General features: G+C 56.6%; 14 protein-coding genes. 4 read left to right on the top strand and 10 right to left on the bottom strand.

The features are described from left to right. Positions 1-54 precede the first annotated feature (54 nt). Entirely contained in the window at positions 55-954 is a 900-nt protein-coding gene (gene yegS, locus P346_RS13900; protein ID WP_032658873.1) for a lipid kinase YegS, read from the bottom strand. Between the two features lie 141 nt (positions 955-1,095). On the opposite strand from yegS, the gene P346_RS13905 reads away from it, so the two are divergent. Then, positions 1,096-1,596 (top strand): DUF523 domain-containing protein, encoded by a 501-nt coding sequence (locus tag P346_RS13905; RefSeq protein WP_032659538.1) that lies wholly within the window; start codon positions 1,096-1,098, stop codon positions 1,594-1,596. A gap of 161 nt (positions 1,597-1,757) precedes the next feature. Here P346_RS13905 and trhP read toward each other — a convergent pair whose 3' ends face one another. The 9 genes from trhP to P346_RS13950 all read right to left on the bottom strand — a co-directional run bounded on the left by trhP (position 1,758) and on the right by P346_RS13950 (position 15,725). Next, complete coding sequence (gene trhP, locus P346_RS13910) at positions 1,758-3,119, bottom strand: prephenate-dependent tRNA uridine(34) hydroxylase TrhP (RefSeq protein WP_023312421.1); 1,362 nt, start codon at positions 3,117-3,119, stop codon at positions 1,758-1,760. Positions 3,120-3,280: 161 nt separating this feature from the next. Further along, entirely contained in the window at positions 3,281-4,162 is an 882-nt protein-coding gene (locus tag P346_RS13915) for a macro domain-containing protein (protein ID WP_032658870.1), read from the bottom strand. Beyond that, positions 4,159-4,662 (bottom strand): TIR domain-containing protein, encoded by a 504-nt coding sequence (locus P346_RS13920; RefSeq protein ID WP_032658869.1) that lies wholly within the window; start codon positions 4,660-4,662, stop codon positions 4,159-4,161. Before P346_RS13920 ends, P346_RS13915 begins: the two co-directional genes overlap by 4 nt. Positions 4,663-4,787: 125 nt before the next feature. After that, positions 4,788-5,510, bottom strand: coding sequence for a two-component system response regulator BaeR (baeR, locus tag P346_RS13925; protein WP_023312418.1), 723 nt, complete (start codon positions 5,508-5,510; stop codon positions 4,788-4,790). Then, a complete protein-coding gene (gene baeS, locus P346_RS13930) occupies positions 5,507-6,910 on the bottom strand; it encodes a two-component system sensor histidine kinase BaeS (RefSeq protein WP_032658866.1) in 1,404 nt (467 codons plus the stop codon). The genes baeR and baeS overlap by 4 nt, the downstream gene beginning before the upstream one ends. After that, complete coding sequence (locus P346_RS13935) at positions 6,907-8,322, bottom strand: MFS transporter (RefSeq protein ID WP_032658864.1); 1,416 nt, start codon at positions 8,320-8,322, stop codon at positions 6,907-6,909. Before P346_RS13935 ends, baeS begins: the two co-directional genes overlap by 4 nt. Continuing rightward, positions 8,323-11,400 carry a multidrug efflux RND transporter permease subunit MdtC gene (gene mdtC, locus P346_RS13940; RefSeq protein WP_032658863.1) on the bottom strand — a complete coding sequence of 1,026 codons (3,078 nt, stop codon included), beginning with the start codon at positions 11,398-11,400 and terminating at the stop codon, positions 8,323-8,325. Beyond that, positions 11,401-14,523 carry an MdtB/MuxB family multidrug efflux RND transporter permease subunit gene (locus tag P346_RS13945; protein WP_032658861.1) on the bottom strand — a complete coding sequence of 1,041 codons (3,123 nt, stop codon included), beginning with the start codon at positions 14,521-14,523 and terminating at the stop codon, positions 11,401-11,403. Further along, on the bottom strand, positions 14,523-15,725 hold the full coding sequence (locus tag P346_RS13950; RefSeq protein ID WP_032658859.1) for an MdtA/MuxA family multidrug efflux RND transporter periplasmic adaptor subunit: 1,203 nt from the start codon (positions 15,723-15,725) through the stop codon (positions 14,523-14,525). The genes P346_RS13945 and P346_RS13950 overlap by 1 nt, the downstream gene beginning before the upstream one ends. A 710-nt stretch (positions 15,726-16,435) precedes the next feature. On the opposite strand from P346_RS13950, the gene ecpA reads away from it, so the two are divergent. From ecpA to P346_RS13965, 3 genes are read left to right on the top strand one after another with little or no spacing between them, the layout of a single operon-like run. Then, complete coding sequence (gene ecpA / locus P346_RS13955; protein WP_032658856.1) at positions 16,436-17,020, top strand: common pilus major fimbrillin subunit EcpA; 585 nt, start codon at positions 16,436-16,438, stop codon at positions 17,018-17,020. A gap of 51 nt (positions 17,021-17,071) precedes the next feature. Next, a complete protein-coding gene (locus tag P346_RS13960; RefSeq protein WP_032658854.1) occupies positions 17,072-17,746 on the top strand; it encodes a hypothetical protein in 675 nt (224 codons plus the stop codon). A 56-nt stretch (positions 17,747-17,802) separates the two neighbouring features. Beyond that, positions 17,803-20,295: a TcfC E-set like domain-containing protein gene (locus P346_RS13965; protein ID WP_032658852.1), complete on the top strand. Its 2,493-nt coding sequence runs from the start codon at positions 17,803-17,805 to the stop codon at positions 20,293-20,295. Positions 20,296-20,297: the final 2 nt, after the last annotated feature.

Genomic DNA, 20,297 nt, shown 5'->3' with positions numbered 1-20,297 from the left:
TCTCCCTGTGGGAGAGGGTTGGGGTGAGGGCATCATTGCGCACCGTGTATAACATCAGCGCAAAAGCACACAGTCCGGCGGCAGCCGACACTGCAGCGCGCCGGGCAACACCTCAATGCGGAACTGCGTCCCGCTCAGCGGCTCTCCGTCGAGGTTAAAGGTCATCCCGTGCGGAGCATTCACTTCAAACCACGCCGACTTCCCGGCGATGATATTTGGACTCTCTTCCGGCTGCGTCAGCGTGGTAAACAGCGCGGGCAGCAGGCCGTCGCCCGTGAAAATACGCAGCTGTAGCTGACCGTCATTGATCAGCGCCTCCGGGCACAGCTGCTGCCCGCCGCCAGCCTGGCGGCCATTGCCGATCCCAATCACCAGCGCGTCACCCTGCCACTGAAAATCCTCGCCGCGAATTTCGCAGCGGTCAGGCTTGAGGGTGTCCATGCGCATCAGGCCGTGGATCAGGTACGACACGCCGCCCAGCGCCGCCTTCAGCTTTTCCGGCGTTTCGCTGGTGATACGCGTGCCGAACCCGCCCGTCGCCATATTGATAAAACAGGTTTTATCATTCACCTGCGCAATATCCACAGCGGTGGCCTTGCCGAGGATCGCCAGCTGGAGCGCCTTCTCTAACTCCTCCGGGATCCCGGCGCTGGTGGCAAAATCATTGGCGGTGCCGAGCGGTAAAATGCCCATCACCGGCCGGTCTGCCGGGGGGAGATCGATAAGCGCTGATGCAATCTCATTGATGGTGCCGTCGCCGCCGCCGGAAATGATGGTGTTGATGCCAAGCCCGAGGGCTTCATTGATATAGCGTGCCGCGTCGCCTTTTTCCCACGTCACCCTGACGTGGATACGCGCGCCATCGTCACGCAAACCCTGAATCACCTGACGCAACAGATCGTTGCCCGCACTTTTGCCATTGAGAATCAATAAACTGTCTGGATAGGTTGCCATCCGCGCTGCTCCCTTTTTTAGCGTTAGTAAGAGTGTATAGCAGAGAGGAAAAAAGCGGGTAAGAACAGGATGAAAGGAACAAAATAGGCACGAAAGCGCGTTACACTTCAGCGATGACATTAATGTAATCACAGGAAAGTGATAATGAATAAAATTTTGGTAAGCGCTTGCCTGATGAGCTTCAGGGTTCGTTATAACGGAAGTGAAAAAGCGCGAATGAACGAGCAACTCGCTCGCTGGCAACAGGAGCAACGTCTGGTTATCCACTGCCCTGAACTTGCGGCCGGGCTGCCTGTACCTCGTCCTCCGGCAGAGATTATGTCCGCTGATGGCAAAGACGTGATGCACGGACAAGCCAGAATTATTGAAAATACAGGGCAGGATGTGACTGAGCATTACCAGCTTGCAGCCTGGCTCGCGCTACGCACTGCTCAGGAATCGGGGTGCAGCGCTGCATTGTTAACCGATGGCAGCCCAACGTGCGGCAGTCAGCTTATTTATGACGGATCTTTTGGCGGGATACATAAAGCGGGGATGGGTGTTGCGGCATCGTTGCTTGCAGATCGTGGGATAGCCGTGTTCTCAGAGACGCAAATCGACGAGCTTATTGCCTGGATTGCGGAAAGAGAAGGCAAAAAATAAGCCCGCGTAAGGGAGATTACGCAGGCTAAGGAGGTGGTTCCTGGTACAGCTAGCATTTATGGGTTATGTTTTTCAGCGGGGGGATAATACCCGTATTGAACGAAGCGGTATGTGATCCGATTCTAAGAATTATCCCAGCGCGAAAAAATTTCCCTGATTAACTATTTGCCGTGTGGGTTTCGGGTGCTTTCACCGTTGAAGTTACGCATCAGCAGGGCGAACTTCAGCTCCACTTCTTCAGGAACCGGCAGCCAGACGGTATGACCATCACCCGGCGCCACGTCAATCGCTTCGCCTTTGCCGTTTTCCAGATGCTCCAGCGTAAAGTTCATGTTGCCCTGCGGGGTCATCAGCTCCAGGCTGTCGCCTTTGGTGAATTTGTTTTTCACCGCGACGGCCGCCAGCGCGCCTTTGCGCTCGCCGGTAAAGTCGCCGACAAACTGCTGGCGCTCGGAAACGGAGTAGCCGTGCTCGTAGTTCTGGTAGTCGTCATGGGTATGACGGCGCAGGAAGCCTTCGGTATAGCCGCGGTGCGCCAGGCCTTCCAGGGTTTCCAGCAGGCTGGTATCGAACGGTTTACCGGCCGCCGCATCGTCGATGGCTTTGCGGTATACCTGCGCGGTGCGCGCGCAGTAGTAATAGGATTTGGTGCGGCCTTCGATCTTCAGGGAGTGCACGCCCATCTGGGTCAGACGCTCAACGTGGGCGATGGCGCGCAGATCTTTCGAGTTCATGATGTAGGTGCCGTGCTCGTCTTCAAAGGCGGTCATGTATTCGCCCGGACGTTTAGCTTCTTCGATCATAAACACGCTGTCGGTTGGCGCGCCGATGCCCAGCGTCGGCTCGACGTTGGTCACCGGAATCGGCTCATGCTTATGCACGATGTTGCCGACGTCATCCTCTTTGCCTTCCTGGACGTTATATTCCCAGCGGCAGGCGTTGGTGCAGGTGCCCTGGTTCGGGTCGCGTTTGTTGATATAGCCGGAGAGCAGGCAGCGGCCGGAGTAGGCCATGCACAGCGCGCCGTGAACGAAGATTTCGATTTCCATATCCGGCACCTGGGTGCGGATCTCTTCGATCTCTTCCAGCGAAAGCTCGCGGGAAAGAATGACGCGGGTCAGCCCCATCTGTTTCCAGAACTTGACCGTCGCCCAGTTGACGGCGTTAGCCTGTACGGAGAGGTGAATATCCATCTCCGGGAAGTTCTCCCGAACCAGCATGATTAAACCCGGGTCCGACATGATCAGCGCGTCCGGCCCCATATCCACCACCGGCTTCAGGTCACGGATGAACGTTTTCAGCTTGGCGTTGTGCGGCGCAATGTTCACGACCACGTAGAATTTCTTACCCAGGGCATGCGCTTCGTTGATGCCGAGCTGCAGGTTCTCGTGGTTGAATTCGTTGTTACGCACGCGCAGCGAGTAGCGTGGCTGGCCCGCGTAAACGGCGTCGGCACCATAGGCGAAAGCGTAACGCATATTTTGCAGCGTTCCCGCCGGGGAAAGGAGTTCCGGTTTAAACATGTTTGTTCTCGTTCTGATGACAGGTCAGATCCGCGTGCACCTGGTGCAGCGGTAAGGGGAGATCCCCCACTTTAAGGGCGGGCATTGTAGCGCTGCGGGGCAGGGAGGTAAAGTTATTGTGCCGGACATCCTTTAATGCCCGGTATGTTATGCCTATATTGTTAAGCTTGAAGACTTTGGGAAAGATAATCTTTGATTTCAAATAAATTGACTCCGAAGCGATCAGCATCACCAGGGTAAACAACTATAGTCAGTTTGTTAGAAAACGTTCTATTTTGAGAAGCATCCGCAAAGGACTGGGCTATTTTTTCTGCAATTTTCTTCCTTGATAAACTTACCCTTCCTCGTCCAGTCCCTATCAAAGCAATTGCAATGTCCCCTAGTTCCCCCTTCGTTGCTATAAACTCCCACAAAGATTCAAGAGCCTCATCGATCATTTTTGGGGTTGATCTTGCGGTCCCTTCACTATTCAACTCTGACATGGCAGATAGATAAAATGTTTTCCCATGAGACGATATTTTTGCTACTGTTCCGATTGGATATTTTACTTTTTTTCCTTTACCCAGGGGATGCGCAGAATGCTCTACATTACTGAGTGATTCGGCAATTTTTCTGTCAAGTTCGGCAGTGTTCCCAGCGAAAAATTTAGCAGTAAATTTACCTTGTAGACTGTCAGGACTTATAAGCCCATTAGCTATATTGGTATCGAAAGTAGTGTTTGTACTAATTACAATATTTTCAGCAGTGGAGCTTAGTAAGTCATCAATAATAACTTCATATCCAAAATCTTTTTTAGGAATGCGATAAGTTATTTTTGATGCTGGCCTTCTAGATAATACTGTAACAAAGGTTGAAAAAATAATAACAACAAAAAAACTGTAAGCACTATATTTATTTTTGGTATACATTGAGAAGAAATCTAACATTTCCAAAAGTAAATATATAGCACCAGTAACGGCTAATAAACGTGCTAACCCTGCAGATGAAAATAATGCATATTTCCAATACGACCAAGTTTTTATTGAGTTTATAAAATATCTCATTTGATGTTTAGAGCCTCGTAAGTCTTGTTGGTATAATAAAACGATGCTTTTTTGTTTTCTTTTGTGAATGTGTTGTGATATTCAGGCCAATTATTCATTGCATATTCAATAATTTTCATATTGAAACTAACAAAAACAACCAATTCATTTTTGATTATTCTTGGGCACAATTCGTCTTTCTGACGGGAGCCATTAAGATTAACGGCAATAATAGGAATGCCTAACTTCAAGGCAACATCCATTTCCCATCTCACAAACTTTGTTAAATTTTTTGTATTTTCACCAATCAACACGATGAGTGTTTTTGAGTTAGCGAATCTTTCTCTGAGTTGCTTTTTTATACTTTCTTCAAGACTCTCGTCACGTGCAGAATTCATATCGTGAGCATTATGAAAATTAAAGGAAAAATTATCGTTTGATTTCCATGCTGTCATCAGTCGATAGTATGCCATATCGTTATCGCCGTCGAAGCAGATGTATGTTTTGTTTCGATAAGCCATTTGTTCCATCCTTTGATACAAAATATGTTTTTTCTACAACTTCTTCTTTTTAGCGCTCAAAACTGTTAAACCCATATACAGTAGATAATCTACATAATTCTTTCAAGTTGTTTCAAAACAAGAGACTACATAATCCTGCACGCATCCGCTTCCCAGCGATACCCCACGCCGTACACCGCGCGGATAAACGACTGCTCGGCGTCCAGCGCCTCCAGCTTGCGGCGCAGGTTTTTGATATGGCTGTCGATGGTGCGGTCGGTTACGACGCGGTAATCGTCATACAGGTGGTTCAGCAGCTGTTCGCGGGAAAAGACTTTTCCCGGCTCGTGGGAGAGGGTTTTCAGCAGGCGGAACTCCGCAGGCGTCAGGTCCAGCAGCTTGCTGCGCCAGCTCGCCTGGAAGCGGCTTTCATCCACAATCAGCGGGCTTTCGGCGTCGAGGACCTGAAGCTCGCGCTGCGGCCTGCAGCGGCGCAGAATGGTTTTCACGCGGGCGACCACTTCACGCGGGCTGTAGGGTTTGCAGATGTAATCGTCCGCGCCAATTTCGAGCCCCAGCAGGCGGTCAATCTCTTCAATTTTGGCGGTGACCATGACGATCGGCACGTCGGAGAAGCGACGAATTTCCCGGCACAGGGTCAGCCCGTCAACGCCCGGCAGCATTAAATCCAGCAGGATCAGATCTGGCGGGGTCTGGCGCACGTATGGCAGCACCTGGTCGCCGTGGCTGATTAGCGATGGAGCGTAGCTGGCCGCGCGTAAATAGTCGATCAGCAGCTGCCCAAGCTTGGGCTCGTCTTCCACGATCAAAATGCGCGGCGTGTTTTCGTCAATCGGTAACTCGGTCATACTTCTCTCGATAAATCCCGTTCCAGAGGTAACTCTACTGTAATGCTAACCCCGCCAAAAGGCGAATGGGCGGCGCGGATCGTGCCATTATGCGCCTCGACGATGTTAACGCAAATCGCCAGTCCCAGGCCGGAACCGCCGCTGGCGCGGTTGCGGGAGCCTTCGGTGCGGTAGAAACGTTCAAACAATTTTTCCAGCTGCGCGTCCTGCACGCCGGGGGCGGAATCCGCGAAGGTGAGGGCAAAGCGCCCGTTTCCCTGCCTGCCTGAGATGTGCAGCCCGCCGCCGCTGTCGGTGTAGCGCAGGCTGTTTTCCAGCAGGTTATTGAACAGCTGCATCAGCCGGTCTTTGTCGCCAAACACCACCGCGCTGTCCGGCAGGGAGTGGTCGATTGTCAGGTTGCGGCTGGCAAACCGCTCGCGGAAGGCGCCGCTGATCACTTCCAGAATGTTAATCACATCCACCGGCGCTTTCTGGTAGGCCAGCGCGCCTTCGTCGGACATGGAGAGCTGGTGGAGATCGTCCACCAGCTTGGTGAGCGTACCCACCTCCGCCTGCAGAGAGGCCACCGATTCGGGCGTAAACTGGCGCACGCCGTCCTGAATGGCCTCCAGCTCGCCGCGCAGCACCGCCAGCGGCGTGCGCAGCTCGTGAGAAATATCGGCCATAAAGTCGCGGCGCATCTGCTGGTTCTTCTCCAGCGTGCTGGCAAGCTGGTTAAAATCCTGCGCCAGCTTGCCCAGTTCGTCCTGGCTGCGGGTATCGACGCGGGTGGTGAAATCCCCGGCGGCCAGCTTGTGCGTGCCTTCCACCAGCCGTTTCACCGGGGCGAGCAGGCCGCGCGCCAGCGGGAAGGTGGCGAGCGCGGCGAGCAGGGTGGAGAGGGCGACAATCAGCCAGCTTGTCCGACGCTGCTGGCGGTCAAAGTTGATGTCGGTGTTGCGCGTCAGGCGCTCCACCGGGGAGGCGATAACCCAGCCGACAGTCGCATTGTTGACTTTGATTGCACGACGGGTGCCGTCCGGCGGTATCGGCGCGCGCGGGCCAACCAGCGTGCGCATGTCCTGGTCGATCACCCAGAATTGGGTGCGCCAGCCGTGCGGCGGCATGCCTGGCCCCGGGCGATCGTCACCGGTATCGTGCTCCAGCGAGCGCAGGATCTGGAAAATAAAGCGGTCGTTATTGCGCAGAAAACGCCAGTTGCCGTGCTGGGCGTACTGTTCACTCAGCGCATCGCTTAAGCCCTGTAAACGCTGTTCATTGCCATGCTTGATGTAATCAATAAAACCGCGCTCAAAGCTGATCCGCACCGCCCAGTGCATGGTGATCAGCAGGACGATACAGGTGGCAAAGATCGCCACAAAGAGCTTGCCGGTAATGCCCGGACGCCAGAATTTCATGAACCACTCCTTTTGCCGCGCCTAATCACGACGTTCTTGCTGGTATCATCCGGCACTCTGGCGAAGATGAAAGCGGGCAGGGCGATGATGACCGCCATGCTGAGATAGGTATACAAAAAGACCTGATGCGCCACCGGCGTGTCGACGCTGAGGTGGTGCTGGCCGTACATGCCGAGCAGTAAGCCCGCGATGGTCACCCCGACGCTCATCGAGAGCTGCATGATCATCGACAGCAGGCTGTTGCCGCTGCTCGCCAGATCGTCCGGCAGATCCTTCAGCGTCAGGGTATTCATCGACGAGAAGCGCATGGAGTTGACGATCCCCTGGCAGAACAGCACCAGCGGCAGAACGTAGTACCAGCCCATCAGCGCCACGGCCATAAACACCAGACTCACCAGCGCCAGCCCCAGCGTGGCGGTGACCAGCACGTGACGGTAGCCAAAGCAGTTCACGACCTGCACCACGATGCGCTTCATTCCCATGCTGCCGAGCACCATCGGGATCATCATCAGGCCCGCGTGGAACGGCGAAAATCCCATTCCGATTTGCAGGAAAACGGGCGTCATGAACGGCAGCATGCCGCTGCCGACGCGTCCGGCGAAGCTGCCGAACAGGCCAAGACGGTAGGTAGGGTTTTTAAACAGGTTCAGGCTGAAGAGCGCCTTATCGTTACCTCTGGCATGCCGCAGGTACCACAGTATGGCGGTAACGCCGAGCGCGATCAGGAGCCCGAGCGTCAGGGGTGAAATCCCCAGCCCTTTTTGTCCGTCGAGCGCCAGGGTCAGCGTGGCCATGCCCGCCGCCAGCAGAATAAAGCCAAAGAAATCAAAGCGCCGCGTCTGCATTTTGTAGTTCGGCATCAGCGTCAGGGTGGCGATGGCGCCGATGATGCCAACAGGAAGATTGATTAAGAAGATCCAGTGCCAGGAGGCGTATTCCACCAAAATGCCGCCAAGCGCCGGGCCCAGCAGCGGCCCCACCTGGCCGGGCAGGGTCACAAAGGTCATCGCCGCCATGTACTGCTCGCGCGGCACAATCTTCATCACCGTTAGCCGCCCGACGGGGACCATCATCGCCCCGCCAACGCCCTGCAGCACGCGCGCCATCACCAGCTGGTCGAGGGTGCTGGCCTGGGCGCAAAACAGCGAGCCGGTGGTAAACAGCACGATGGCGGTAAAGAAGATATTCCGCACCCCCACTTTGTCCGCCAGCCAGCCGCTGGCTGGCAGCATTACGGCAACCGTCAGCACGTAGGAGACAATCACCATATGCATATGCAGCGGGCTCTCCCCCAGGCTTTTCGCCATGGAGGGGAGGGCGGTGTTGACGATGGTCGTATCCAGCGACTGCATAAAGAAGCCGAATGCGACTATCCATAGCTGCCAGCGAACGTTAGCGGGGAGATCGGTCATCTACTCGGTCACCGTGGTTCTGTTTTTACGCGAAAAGCGCAGCCGCAGGCGGTCGAAGAACAGATAGACCACCGGCGTGGTGTACAACGTCAGCAGCTGGCTCATGACCAGGCCGCCGACGATGGTGATCCCCAGCGGCTGGCGCAGCTCTGAGCCGTCGCCGCCCGAGATAACCAGCGGCAGCGCGCCAAACAGCGCCGCCAGGGTGGTCATCATGATCGGACGAAAACGCAGCAGGCAGGCCTGGAAGATGGCTTCTTCCGGCGACAGATTGCCGTTGCGCTGGGCGTCCAGGGCGAAATCGACCATCATGATCGCGTTTTTCTTCACAATGCCGATCAACAGCATGATCCCGATGAGCGCGATCAGGCTGAACGGCGCGCCGAACAGCTCCAGCGCCAGCAGCGCCCCCACGCCCGCCGACGGCAGCGTCGAGAGAATGGTCAGCGGGTGAACGTAGCTCTCGTACAGCACGCCCAGCACAATATAAACCGTGGCGATGGCGGCCAGAATCAAAATCACCTGCGAGTTCATCGTCTCCTGGAACACCTGCGCGGTCCCGGCAAAGCTGCCGCGCACGGTGGACGGCACGCCAAGCTGCGTCATCGCGCGGTTGATTGCATCGCTAGCCTCAGAAAGCGACGAACCGGCGGGCAGGTTAAAGGAGATGGTCGACGCCGCCGAAAGCCCCTGATGGTTCACCGACAGCGGCGCGTTGGCAGGCTGCCAGCTGGCAAAGTAGGAGAGCGGAATCGCCTTGCCGTCGTTGTTAATCACAAACATCTTGTCCAGGGCGCTGATGTCCTGGGTATAGCGCGGGTCAACTTCCATCACCACCTTGTACTGGTTCATCGGCTGGTAGATGGTGGAGATCTCGCGCTGGCCGAAGGCGTTGTTCAGCAGGCTGTTGGCGGCTTCAACGTTAATGCCCAGCCGCGACATGGTTTCGCGGTCGTAGGTCAGGGCCATCTCGGCGCCGTTGTCCTGCTGATCGGAGTTGACGTCCGCCAGCTGCGGCAGGGCGGCCAGCGCCTTGCGGATCTTCGGCTCCCACTCGCGCAGGGCGGCTAAATCGTCCGAGAGCAACGTGTACTGATAGCTGGCGTTCGCCTGACGGCCGCCGACGCGGATATCCTGAACGGCCATCAAAAACAGGTTTGCCCCCGGCTCTTTGGCGAGCTTAACCCTCAGACGGTCAATCACCTGCTGGGCGGTTTCGTTGCGTTCGCCGCGCGGTTTCAGGGTAATAAACATCATCCCGCTGTTAACGCGTGACCCGCCGGTAAAGCCGGTGACGTTATCCACGGCTTTGTCTTCACGAATAATCTTCATGAAGTCCTGCAGCTTGCCGCGCATCGCCTGGAAAGAAATGCTCTGGTCCGCCTGAATCCCTCCCATCAGCACGCCGGTGTCCTGCTCGGGGAAGAAGGTTTTCGGGATGGTGATGTACATCCAGACGTTGAGCACGATGGTGCCGATCAGCACCAGGCCAACCAGCCGCGTATGGTTCAGCACCCACTTCAGCGATTTGCCGTAGCCTTCCTGCATCGCCATCAGGAAGCGACCAAAGCCTTTGCGTCGCGGCTGCGAGTGCGGTTTGCTGCGCTTGAGCATCCAGCCGCACATCATTGGCGTCAGCGTTAAGGAGATAACCAGCGAAATGCCGATGGCGACGGAGAGGGTGACGGCAAACTCGCGGAGCAGCCGGCCCGGCAGACCGCCCATCAGCAGCAGCGGCAGGAATACCGCCACCAGCGACAGGCTCATGGAGAGCACCGTAAAGCCCACCTCGCGCGTGCCCTGCAGCGCGGCCTGCAGCGGCTTCACGCCCGCTTCCAGGTGGCGGGAAATGTTTTCCAGCACCACGATGGCATCATCCACCACGAAGCCCGTGGCAATCGTCAGGGCCATCAGCGACAGGTTGTTGAGGCTAAACCCGCACAGGTACATGGCGGCAAAGGTCCCGATCAGCGAGACCGGCACGGCCACCGCCGGGATAAGCGTCGCGCGGCCGGAGCGCAGGAACAGGAAGACCACCAGGATCACCAGCGCGACGGAGATAATCAGCGTTTGCTCCACCTCTTCAAGCGAGGCGCGAATGGTCGGGGAGCGATCCTGCGCAATTTGCAGATCGATTGCTGCCGGGATGGTCTCCTGCAGGTCCGGAAGGCGGGCGCGAATGCTGTTCACCGTCTCAATAATGTTCGCTTCCGGCAGCTTGCGGATCATCAGCAGAATGGCCGGCTTAGCGTTGGTCATCCCGGCGTTACGCACGTCCTGCACCGAGTCGGTGACGCTGGCAACGTCGCTCAAGCGCACCGCCGCGCCGTTGTTGTAGTGAATAATGAGCGGCTGATATTCGGCGGCGGTTTTCAGCTCGTCGTTGGTGTGGATCTGCCAGCGGTGGCTGCCGTCCTCAATCGCCCCCTGCGGCTTGCGGACGTTGGCCGTGCTGATGGCGGAGCGCACGTCATCCAGCGACACACCCTGGTTGAACAGCGCCTGCGGGTTTAGGCCCACGCGCACGGCGGGCAGGGAACTTCCGCCGACGCTCACGTCACCGACGCCGTTAATTTGTGAGATTGTCTGCGCCAGTTGGGTAGACGCAAAGTCGTAAAGCTGCCCCTGAGAGTACGTATCCGAGGTCAGCGTCAGGATCATGATTGGCGCATCGGACGGGTTGGCCTTGCGGTAGGTTGGGCGGCTCGGCATCCCGCTCGGCAGCAGGCTTTGCGCGGCGTTGATGGCCGCCTGCACGTCGCGCGCCGCACCGTTAATATCCCGGTCGAAGCTGAACTCCAGAATGATGCGCGTGCTGCCCAGCGAGCTGCTGGAGGTCATCTCGTTGACCCCCGCAATTCGCCCAAGGGAACGCTCCAGCGGCGTGGCAACCGACGAGGCCATGGTCTCCGGTGACGCACCCGGCAGCGAGGCGCTGACCATGATCACCGGGAAATCCACCTGCGGCAGCGGGGCCACCGGCAGCAGCCGGAAGCCCAGCACCCCGCAGAGGGTAATGGCGAGTGAGATTAAAATCGTCGCCACCGGGCGATAAATGAAGAGGGCGAAAAACTTCACTTATGCCTCCTCTTCACGTTTCGGGAAGCGGCTTTTGGTCCACAGCGCCAGGCGGTCAAACAGCAGGTAGATCACCGGCGTGGTGAAGAGCGTTAGCACCTGGCTCACCAGCAGCCCGCCGACCATGCCGATACCCAGCGGACGGCGCAGCTCCGCGCCGACGCCCGTGCTGAGCATCAGCGGCAGCGCGCCCAGCAGGGCGGCCAGCGTGGTCATCAGGATCGGACGAAAACGCAGCAGACAGGCCTGGAAAATGGCGTCGCGCGGCGACATGCCCTGCTCGCGCTCGGCGGCCAGGGCGAAGTCGATCATCATGATGGCGTTTTTCTTCACGATCCCGATAAGCAGGATAATGCCGATGATGGCAATGACGTCCAGCTCGCTGCCCGCCAGCATCAGTGCCAGCAGCGCCCCCACGCCCGCCGTCGGCAGGGTAGAGAGGATGGTGATCGGGTGGATAAAGCTTTCGTACAGCACCCCGAGCACGATGTACATCGCCACGACAGCCGCGACGATCAGCCAGATGGTGTTACCCAGCGCGGCCTGAAACGCCAGCGTGCTGCCCTGGAACTGGGTCTGAATATCGGACGGGAAGCTGAGCTCTTTTTCAGCAGCCTGAATGGCCTCCACCGCTTCGCCGAGAGAATAATTGTCCGGCACGTTGAAGGAGATGGTGGTGGACGGGAACTGATCCAGATGGTTGATCGACAGCGGGGTATAGCGTTCTTCCACCGTAGCGATAGCGCTCAGCGGCACAATGCCGCCGTCTTTGCTGGTCAGGCGCACCGAGTCCAGCCCCGCCAGGCCGGGCGTGTTCTCCGTGTTGTGCTCCAGCACCACGCGATACTGGTTCGCCTGGGTGTAAATGGTGGAAATCAGGCGCTGACCAAAGGCGTTATAGAGCGCGTTGTCCACGTCCGCCATGGTAATGCCCAGACGGCTGGCGGTATCGCGGTTGACGTTCACGTACGCCGCCAGCCCTTTGTCCTGCCAGTCGCTGCTGACGTCGGCGAGCTGCGGCAGGGTGTTAAGCCTATTCACCAGCTGCGGCACCCATGTACTGAGGGCGTCCAGCGAGGTGGCCTGCAGCGTGAACTGGTACTGCGTGCGGCTGACCTGGGTATCAATGGTCAAATCCTGGATCGGCTGCAGGTAAAGCTCAACGCCCGGCACGCGCGCGACGGCGTTTTGCAGACGCTCAATGACGGCGTTGACGCGATCGTCGCGTTCATCCAGCGGCTTGAGGTTGATCTGCAGACGCGCGCTGTTGAGCGACGGGTTGGTGCCGTCGACGCCCACGTACGAGGTCAGGCTCTCCACCGCCGGATCTTTCATGACGATCTCAGACACCTGCTGCTGGCGCTGGGCCATACTGGCGAAGGAGACCGACTGCGGGGCCTGAAGCGTGCCCTGAATAATGCCGTTGTCCTGGATGGGGAAGAAACCTTTCGGAATGAAAATCCACAGCATCACGCTGAGCGCCAGGGTTCCCAGCGCCACGCCGAGCGTGGCCCACGGATGGTTCAGAACTTTCGCCAGCACGCGGCCGTAGGCGGCAATAATCCGCTCGAACATGCGCTCGGAGGCGCGCGAGAAGCGGTTTTGCTTGCGCAGGGACGCGTGGCTCAGCATGCGGGCGCACATCATCGGCGTCAGGGTCAGCGACACCACGGCGGAGATCAAAATGGCGACCGCCAGCGTCACGGCAAACTCGCGGAACAGACGTCCGACGATATCGCCCATAAACAGCAGCGGGATCAGCACCGCAATCAGCGAGAAGGTCAGCGAGATAATGGTAAAGCCGATTTCGCCCGCACCCTTCAGCGCGGCCGCCAGCGGTTTTTCACCTTTCTCGATATAGCGCGAAATGTTCTCGATAACGACGATGGCGTCATCCACCACGAAACCGGTGGCGATGGTGAGCGCCATCAGCGTCAGGTTGTTAATCGAAAAATCGAGGAACACCATCACCGCAAAGGTCCCGACCAGCGAGAGCGGCACGGCGACGGCGGGAATAATGGTTGCCGGAACGTTGCGCAGGAACAGATAGATGATCATGACCACCAGCGCAATCGCCAGCATCAGCTCAAACTGGGTGTCGGTAACCGACGCGCGAATATTGGTAGTGCGGTCGGAAAGCACCTTCACGCTGACCGATTTCGGCAGGCTTTCGATCAGCTGCGGCAGCATGGTGCGGATGCTGTCGGCGGTTTCGATGATGTTAGCGCCCGGCTGGCGCTGCACGTTCATCACGATCGCCTGCTGCCTGTTGGCCCAGGCGCCGAGCCAGCTGTTTTCCGCGCCTTGCTCCACGGTCGCCACGTCGCCCAGACGCACCGGAGCGCCGTTCTGGTAAGCAATAATCAGCTGGCGGTATTCATCGGCGGACTGCATCTGATCGTTGGCAGAGAGCGTCACGGCGCGGGTGGGGCCGTCCAGCGAGCCTTTTGCCGAGTTTACGTTGGCACTGCTGATGGCGGTGCGGATAGTTTCGCTGGTCAGGCCCAGCGCGGCAATCGCCTGCGCGTTCAGCTTCACGCGCACGGCGGGGCGCTGGCCGCCCGCCAGCGTGACGAGGCCGACGCCGGAGACCTGAGAAATTTTCTGCGCCACGCGCGTTTCGACCATATCTTCCACCTGGGTCATCGGCATGGCGGAGGAGGTGACGGCAAGCGTCATGATCGGCGGATCCGCCGGGTTCACCTTGCTGTAGACCGGCGGGTTGGGCAGGTCCGAAGGCAGCAGGTTGGTGGCGGCGTTAATCGCGGCCTGAACCTCCTGCTCGGCGACGTCCAGCGACAGCGTCAGCTGGAACTGCAGCGTCACGACGGATGCCCCGCCTGAACTCTGGGAGGACATCTGTTTTAGCCCCGACATCTGCCCAAACTGGCGCTCCAGCGGGGCGGTAATGGCGGACGTCACCACGTCCGGGCTGGCCCCTGGATAGAGAGTGACAACCTGAATCGTTGGGTAATCCACCTCCGGCAGCGCCGACACGGGCAGGAAGCGATAGCCGATAATCCCGGCGAGCAGGATCGCCACCATCAGCAGCGTGGTGGCGACAGGGCGGAGGATAAACAGGCGTGACGGCCCACCTGTAGAGCCTGGCGGCATCACCTGCATCAGAATTTCTCTCCCTGTTTCGCAGGTTCTACCACTTCCACTTTGGCTCCTTCGGTCAGACGGTCGATGCCGTCGGTGACCACGCGGTCGCCTGCGGAAAGGCCTGCGGCGATGACCACCGTCTGGCTGTCCTGGATACCGGTTTTCACCAGGTGCTTGCTGACCTTATTGTCGCTGTTAAGTACCCAGACGAAGTTACCTTCGTTACCCATCTGCAGCGCAGCGGTAGGGATCACCACCGCGTTCTCTTCGGTCGCGACCAGCATGCGCGCGTTGACGAACTGGTTCGGGAAGAGGGCATCGTCCTGGTTGTTAAAGCGCGCCTTCAGCTTGATGGTGCCGGTGGTGGTGTCGATCTGGTTATCCAGGCTGAGCAGAGAGCCTTCGCTCAGCTTCTGCTTGTTGGTGCGGTCCCAGGCTTCCACCACCAGACCTTTACCGGCTTTTTGCGCCTGCACCACGGTCGCAATGTCACTTTCCGGCAGGGTAAAGACTAAATCAATCGGGTGAGTCTGGGTGATCACCACGATGCCCGTGGTGTCGCCGCTGGAGATCTGGTTGCCGATATCGACCTGCTTCAGGCCCACGCGTCCGTCAATCGGCGCGGTGATGCGGCTCCAGTCCAGCTGCAGCTGTGCGCTGGCCACGGCGGCCTCGTCGGCTTTGATGGTCCCCTGCGTTTCGCTGACCAGCGACTGCTGGGTGTCCAGCTCCTGACGAGATACGAGGTTGGTTTTCACCAGCTGCTGGTAGCGGGCCAAATCGCGACGGGCGTTAGCGAGGGTGGCTTTGTCTTTCGCGAGCTGCCCCTGCGCCTGGGCGAGGGCGACCTTAAACTGGCTCGGGTCGATTTCGGCCAGTAAATCACCGGCTTTAACCTGCTGCCCTTCCTGGAAGTGAATGGCCTGAAGCTGGCCGTCGACGCGGCTGCGCACCGTCACGGTGTTGGCGGCGGTAATGGTCCCAAGGCCCGTAAGATAGCGCGGAACGGCTTTATTCACCGCCGTTGCCACCTGTACCGGCGCCAGCGCGCCGCCGCGCATGCCGCGACGGCCTCCGGCGGCTGGGCCCTGCGACGCGCTCTTGGCACCGGCGGGTGCCGGGGCGTTAGCGGATTGACTGTGCCAGTACCAGGCGGCGGCAAGGACCACCACAATGATGCCAGCGGCGATTGCCCAGCGGGATTTGTTACTGCCTTTCATCGTTATACGTTCTCATCCTGAAGACTTCGGGGAATGATACTAGTTTAGTCAGCTAACACAGCGGAAAAATGGAGGAAATATGGAAGACTGTCAGGAATGGTCTGAATGGTGCCGGTGCGGCGTCGTTGCGTGGCGCTTCGCGGATTCTGTTTAATCCAGGAATGTTTCTTTATTTGTGGAATATTCCGAAGTCACTCCGCTTAGATAAAAATATAAATAGTTGCTCAGCGCTTATTATTAACTAACAGTCTAGGAATATTCCTCTAATTATTAGTGCGGTATAAGATTTTTCCCGTGCTTACTTAATTGATGCATGTTTTTAGCAAAAATTTAACAAACATTTTTATTTTAAATCGAGTTCAATAGTTAATTGATTCATAATGCTTTTTGGCTTTTTTTAATTCTTTTTCTATTTTGATTTGTATCAAAAAATCAAAATAGGATTAAAATCCTTAATTTGTGATTAATTTAGAATTAAAAACCGTTAATAAATTTAAAATTGGCGTTTAATGTTGTTGTTGAGTGTTGCCAACCTATTTGTGATAAGAAAATTCTTAGAAATGTTAAGGTTTTTCGTATTTTGTAGTGTTGTGGGGAAGGCTATTTCGAATAATACTTTTTTGGCGCGGCAAATCTCGCTCGCAATTAAATGGAGCATCCTGGTTCTTATAAAGAGTGCCTGGTTGCGCGTTTGTTCTCAGGAGAAAAAAATGAAAAAGTTATTATTGGTGGCCTCTCTGGTTTCTGTATTCGCAGCAGCAAATGCAATGGCTGATGTGACTGCATCTGCTACAGCGTCATGGGATGCAACGGCTACAAAAGATACAACCAGCATGCTGGTTGTTACTCCACTGAACTCTCTGACTTTCCAATACGCGGAAGGCCTGAACGGGTTTAACTCTCAGGACGGCGCTTTTGACGTAACCATTCAGGGACAAGAAAGTGCGACAGACTTCGAGCTGACTGCACAGGTCATCAGCAATACTCTGACCAACGCAAGCGGCGATGCGTCAACGCTGGACGTTGGTGTGGCATGGAACGGCAATGCGCTTTCCAGCGCGTCTGAAACCGTACTGGTTAACTCCTCTTCAACCTCTGGCCTCGAAAGCCTGATGGCTGATGGTGCTTATAACGGTGCTGAGCGCGTGAGCGATCAGTCCAGCTTCAAGTTCTCCATTTCCTCTGCTACCTCTGACGGTACGACTCCGGTAACAGATTACTCAGCGTTGCCTGACGGCTACTGGACTGGCGATGTGAAAGTACAGTTCAACGCGACCTGGACCACTCCAGCGTAATGAATAAAATTCGGGAGAGTTACTCTCCCGAATTTTCTCAGGAAATAAGTAATGACTAAATATGTGCCAATAGCCATGTTGGCAGGGATTGCTACATCCTTTTCCAGCTGGGCAATTAATGTGGGTGATATTACATCGATAATGACTTCCGAAGAGAGTTCATTATCGAAAGAAATTATCAACACGACGGATTCTGCGCGCTACGTGAGTGTGACGGTAAAACAACTCTCCTCTCCGCTGCCCGGCGGCGTCGAGCTGAACGTTAATCCCGGTGAATTATTATCGACACCCGCCAGTCTTATTCTTCCTGGCGAAGCGAAAGATGTGTTCCGTTTTTTCTATAAAGGTCCGGAGGACGATAAAGAGCGTTATTACCGCCTGCAGTGGATAGACGAGCCGATCAGTGAAAGCGCAACCACCAAAGCCGGTAAAGCCGCGACGGCCACGGCGTCGGCGGAGATTGGCACCATTCTGGTTGTCGCCCCGCGCAAGGAGCGCTTCGACTACAGCCGTCAGGGCGACCTGATTACCAATACCGGCAATGTCTCCTTCCGTGTGATCGCCTACGGCACCTGCAAGGACAAGGCGCAGGATCAGGGCAGGGGCTGCCGCGAGCGTTATTACGTCATGCCGGGCACAAAAATAAGGCTGCAAAAAAGCGATGTGTCGAATAGCCGTACCCGTATCGGCATCTGGCACGGCAAGCAATTTATTACAGTGAAGTAAAAACATAACGCCATTATCGGTACCAAAAATTAAAATGCCGATGTGTAAGGATGCGTATGTCATTTAAATATCTCGTTGGGGGAAGTGTATTTCTCTCGTTAGCGTTAACACCAGGCTTTGCACATTCTGCACCCGTGAAGATCGGGAAATACGTTATTCCTGGCGCGTTTGCCCGTTCGCTGGAGCAGGGAATGACGGTTCCGGTATTTATTCGCTATCGGGAAACGGACGAAAAGAGTCAGCAGAAAATTGCGGACGCGGTGATCTCTCTGGTCGACGGGAATATTACCGTGAAGTCGATTATGGTTTCCGACCTGCCAAATAACGCCGTGCTGTCGGATAAAACCCGCGCCATGGTAGAAAAAATCGCTGACGCTAAGTTTGTCGATAACACCGCGATTGCCCTGACGCCGGAAGCCCGCCTGCAGCTGAATGTTTCGTCGTTTCATCTGGAGATGATCGTTAGCCGGGACGCGCTAACCGAGGCGGTAGTGGCGCGCAGCACCTTATTAGGCCCGTCCAGCGTGGACAGGCTCTCTAACGTGCTTAATTACAATTTCGGCACCTATTACAACGACTATCAGAATGGGAGCAGCTCACGCAGCTATTTAACGCTGGATAACACCCTTTCGCTTCGGGAGCATCACTTCAATATTAACGGTTCGGTATACGGTATTGGCGAGAGCAACAGTTCGAGCAAGGTGTATCGCGCGATGTACGAACGCGACTACGAGGGCTATCGCCTGGCGCTGGGGATGCTGGATACGTGGAACGTGCAGTCCATTGCCAGCCTGAACGCGCTGAACGGCGGAAAAATCTACGGCGCCAGCTACGGCAATAAAGGCAGCACAGTGGTGGAAAATACCGCGCTGTCGCTGACTCCCATTACGGTCTTTCTTCCGGCCGCCGGGGAAGTCCACGTCTTCCGCGACGGGCGATTGCTGAGCGTGCAGAACTTCAACATGGGCAGCTACGAAATTGACACCAGCCGTTTTCCCTACGGGGTTTACGACGTGACGGTGGATATCGTGGTGAACGGCCGCACGGTGAATACCCGCGTCAGCCGCGTGAATAAAATCTTCGCGCGCCAGCAGGCCGCCGGGCTGGACCAGCTCTCATGGCAGGTGTTCGGCGGATCGCTGGATTACGACCGCGTAAGCTACAAGCGCAATCACTACCACAATGCCGGCAGCGAGCAGACCTGGATTGCCGGCGGTGCGGCCTCTCTGACGCTAGCGATCCTCTCCGGCCTGAACGTGAAGTCTACGCTGTACGGCTTTGATTCCAATGCCGTGAACGAAACCGACCTGACCTTAAACGTCAATGAATACGTGAGCGTGGGCACCCAAACGCTGGTGGCAAACGACGGTACCTGGCGCAACGTCAGCAGCGTGAGCCTCAACGCTCCCGGCGGGTTTGGCTCGGTGTGGGCGTCACGCGAGGACAGCAAGATTGGCGGCCGTTTGCCGGTGCAGGAGCGCGATAACTACTCAATTGGCGGCACGATAAACCTCGGACGCTTTATTCCACACGGGGGATCGCTGACGGTGAGCCAGACGGAAAATCTCTACTCGGGCAACAAATATCGCAACCTGGATTACAGCACCACGCTGTACGCCGGGCGTTACGCCACCGTCGGCCTGCGCGCCGGGGTCCAGCGCTACTACTACAACAACCGGAATGACGACGGTCGTCAGGAGCGTTACGTCAGCCTCGACTTCTCGCTGCCGCTGGCCTCCTGGCTGAGCGTCGGTGCATCGCGGGATCGTTACGGTGCGACGCAGGGCAACATCAGCGCACGCAAGCAGTTTGAAGACGGGCCAATTACCTCGGCGGGGATCGCGGCTTCCACCCGCCTGAGCGGCGAGCAGAACTACGGCAACGATTATTCCGTGAACGGCAATATGAGTTACGCCACCAAATACAACGCGGGGACGGTCTCCGTTACTCGTTCGGCGGATAACGCCACCAACCTGAACTTCTCATCCCAGGGTTCGGTTGCCTGGGCGGGGGGCGATTTCGGCCTCAGCAAAGAGCGCCAGCGTTCCGGCATCATCGTGAAAACCGGGCTGGCAGGGGACGGCAAGTTGGCGGCAAAAATTAATAACCGTCACTACGTCCTGAGCGGCAAATCGAGCTTTATCGCGCTGCCGCCTTACGCCCAGTACAAGCTGGAGATCATGAACGACCGCAACTCCGAGGACAGCTTTGATATCGTCTCCGGGCGTAAGCAGTCGCTGAACCTCTATCCGGGCAACGTTGGTGTGGTGGCGCCGGAAGTGAAAAGCATGGTGACCGTCTTCGGGCGCGTGCGCTATCCGAACGGACAGCTTGCGGCCAATACCGATATTCATAACCACATCGGTAAAACGCGCACCGATGCGAAAGGTGAGTTCGCGATTGATATCGATAAAACATTCCCCGTCATTACCCTTGTTTCGGCGAATGGCAACATCTGCGAAGCCGATTTAGATCTGGAAAAAGCCCGCGGCGCAGCGTGGGTCGGGGACGTGCAATGCGCACTGCAATCGACTATGGCGCAGAGATAATG

Origin of the sequence: Enterobacter sp. DC1 (assembly GCF_000568075.1) — a bacterium.
Classification (GTDB): Bacteria; Pseudomonadota; Gammaproteobacteria; order Enterobacterales; family Enterobacteriaceae; genus Enterobacter; species Enterobacter asburiae.
This window is presented reverse-complemented; position numbering and strand designations above follow the sequence as displayed.

Bases quoted from the DNA above. Each gene is read 5' to 3' on its own strand.
- P346_RS13915 (WP_032658870.1), bottom strand. From the start codon at position 4,162: ATGAGATATTTTATAAACTCAATAAAAACTTGGTCGTATTGGAAATAT.
- baeR (WP_023312418.1), bottom strand. From the start codon at position 5,510: ATGACCGAGTTACCGATTGACGAAAACACGCCGCGCATTTTGATCGTG.
- baeS (WP_032658866.1), bottom strand. From the start codon at position 6,910: ATGAAATTCTGGCGTCCGGGCATTACCGGCAAGCTCTTTGTGGCGATC.
- P346_RS13950 (WP_032658859.1), bottom strand. From the start codon at position 15,725: ATGAAAGGCAGTAACAAATCCCGCTGGGCAATCGCCGCTGGCATCATT.
- trhP (WP_023312421.1), bottom strand. From the start codon at position 3,119: ATGTTTAAACCGGAACTCCTTTCCCCGGCGGGAACGCTGCAAAATATG.
- P346_RS13960 (WP_032658854.1), top strand. From the start codon at position 17,072: ATGACTAAATATGTGCCAATAGCCATGTTGGCAGGGATTGCTACATCC.
- P346_RS13965 (WP_032658852.1), top strand. From the start codon at position 17,803: ATGTCATTTAAATATCTCGTTGGGGGAAGTGTATTTCTCTCGTTAGCG.
- P346_RS13945 (WP_032658861.1), bottom strand. From the start codon at position 14,523: ATGCAGGTGATGCCGCCAGGCTCTACAGGTGGGCCGTCACGCCTGTTT.
- P346_RS13935 (WP_032658864.1), bottom strand. From the start codon at position 8,322: ATGACCGATCTCCCCGCTAACGTTCGCTGGCAGCTATGGATAGTCGCA.
- yegS (WP_032658873.1), bottom strand. From the start codon at position 954: ATGGCAACCTATCCAGACAGTTTATTGATTCTCAATGGCAAAAGTGCG.
- ecpA (WP_032658856.1), top strand. From the start codon at position 16,436: ATGAAAAAGTTATTATTGGTGGCCTCTCTGGTTTCTGTATTCGCAGCA.
- P346_RS13920 (WP_032658869.1), bottom strand. From the start codon at position 4,662: ATGGCTTATCGAAACAAAACATACATCTGCTTCGACGGCGATAACGAT.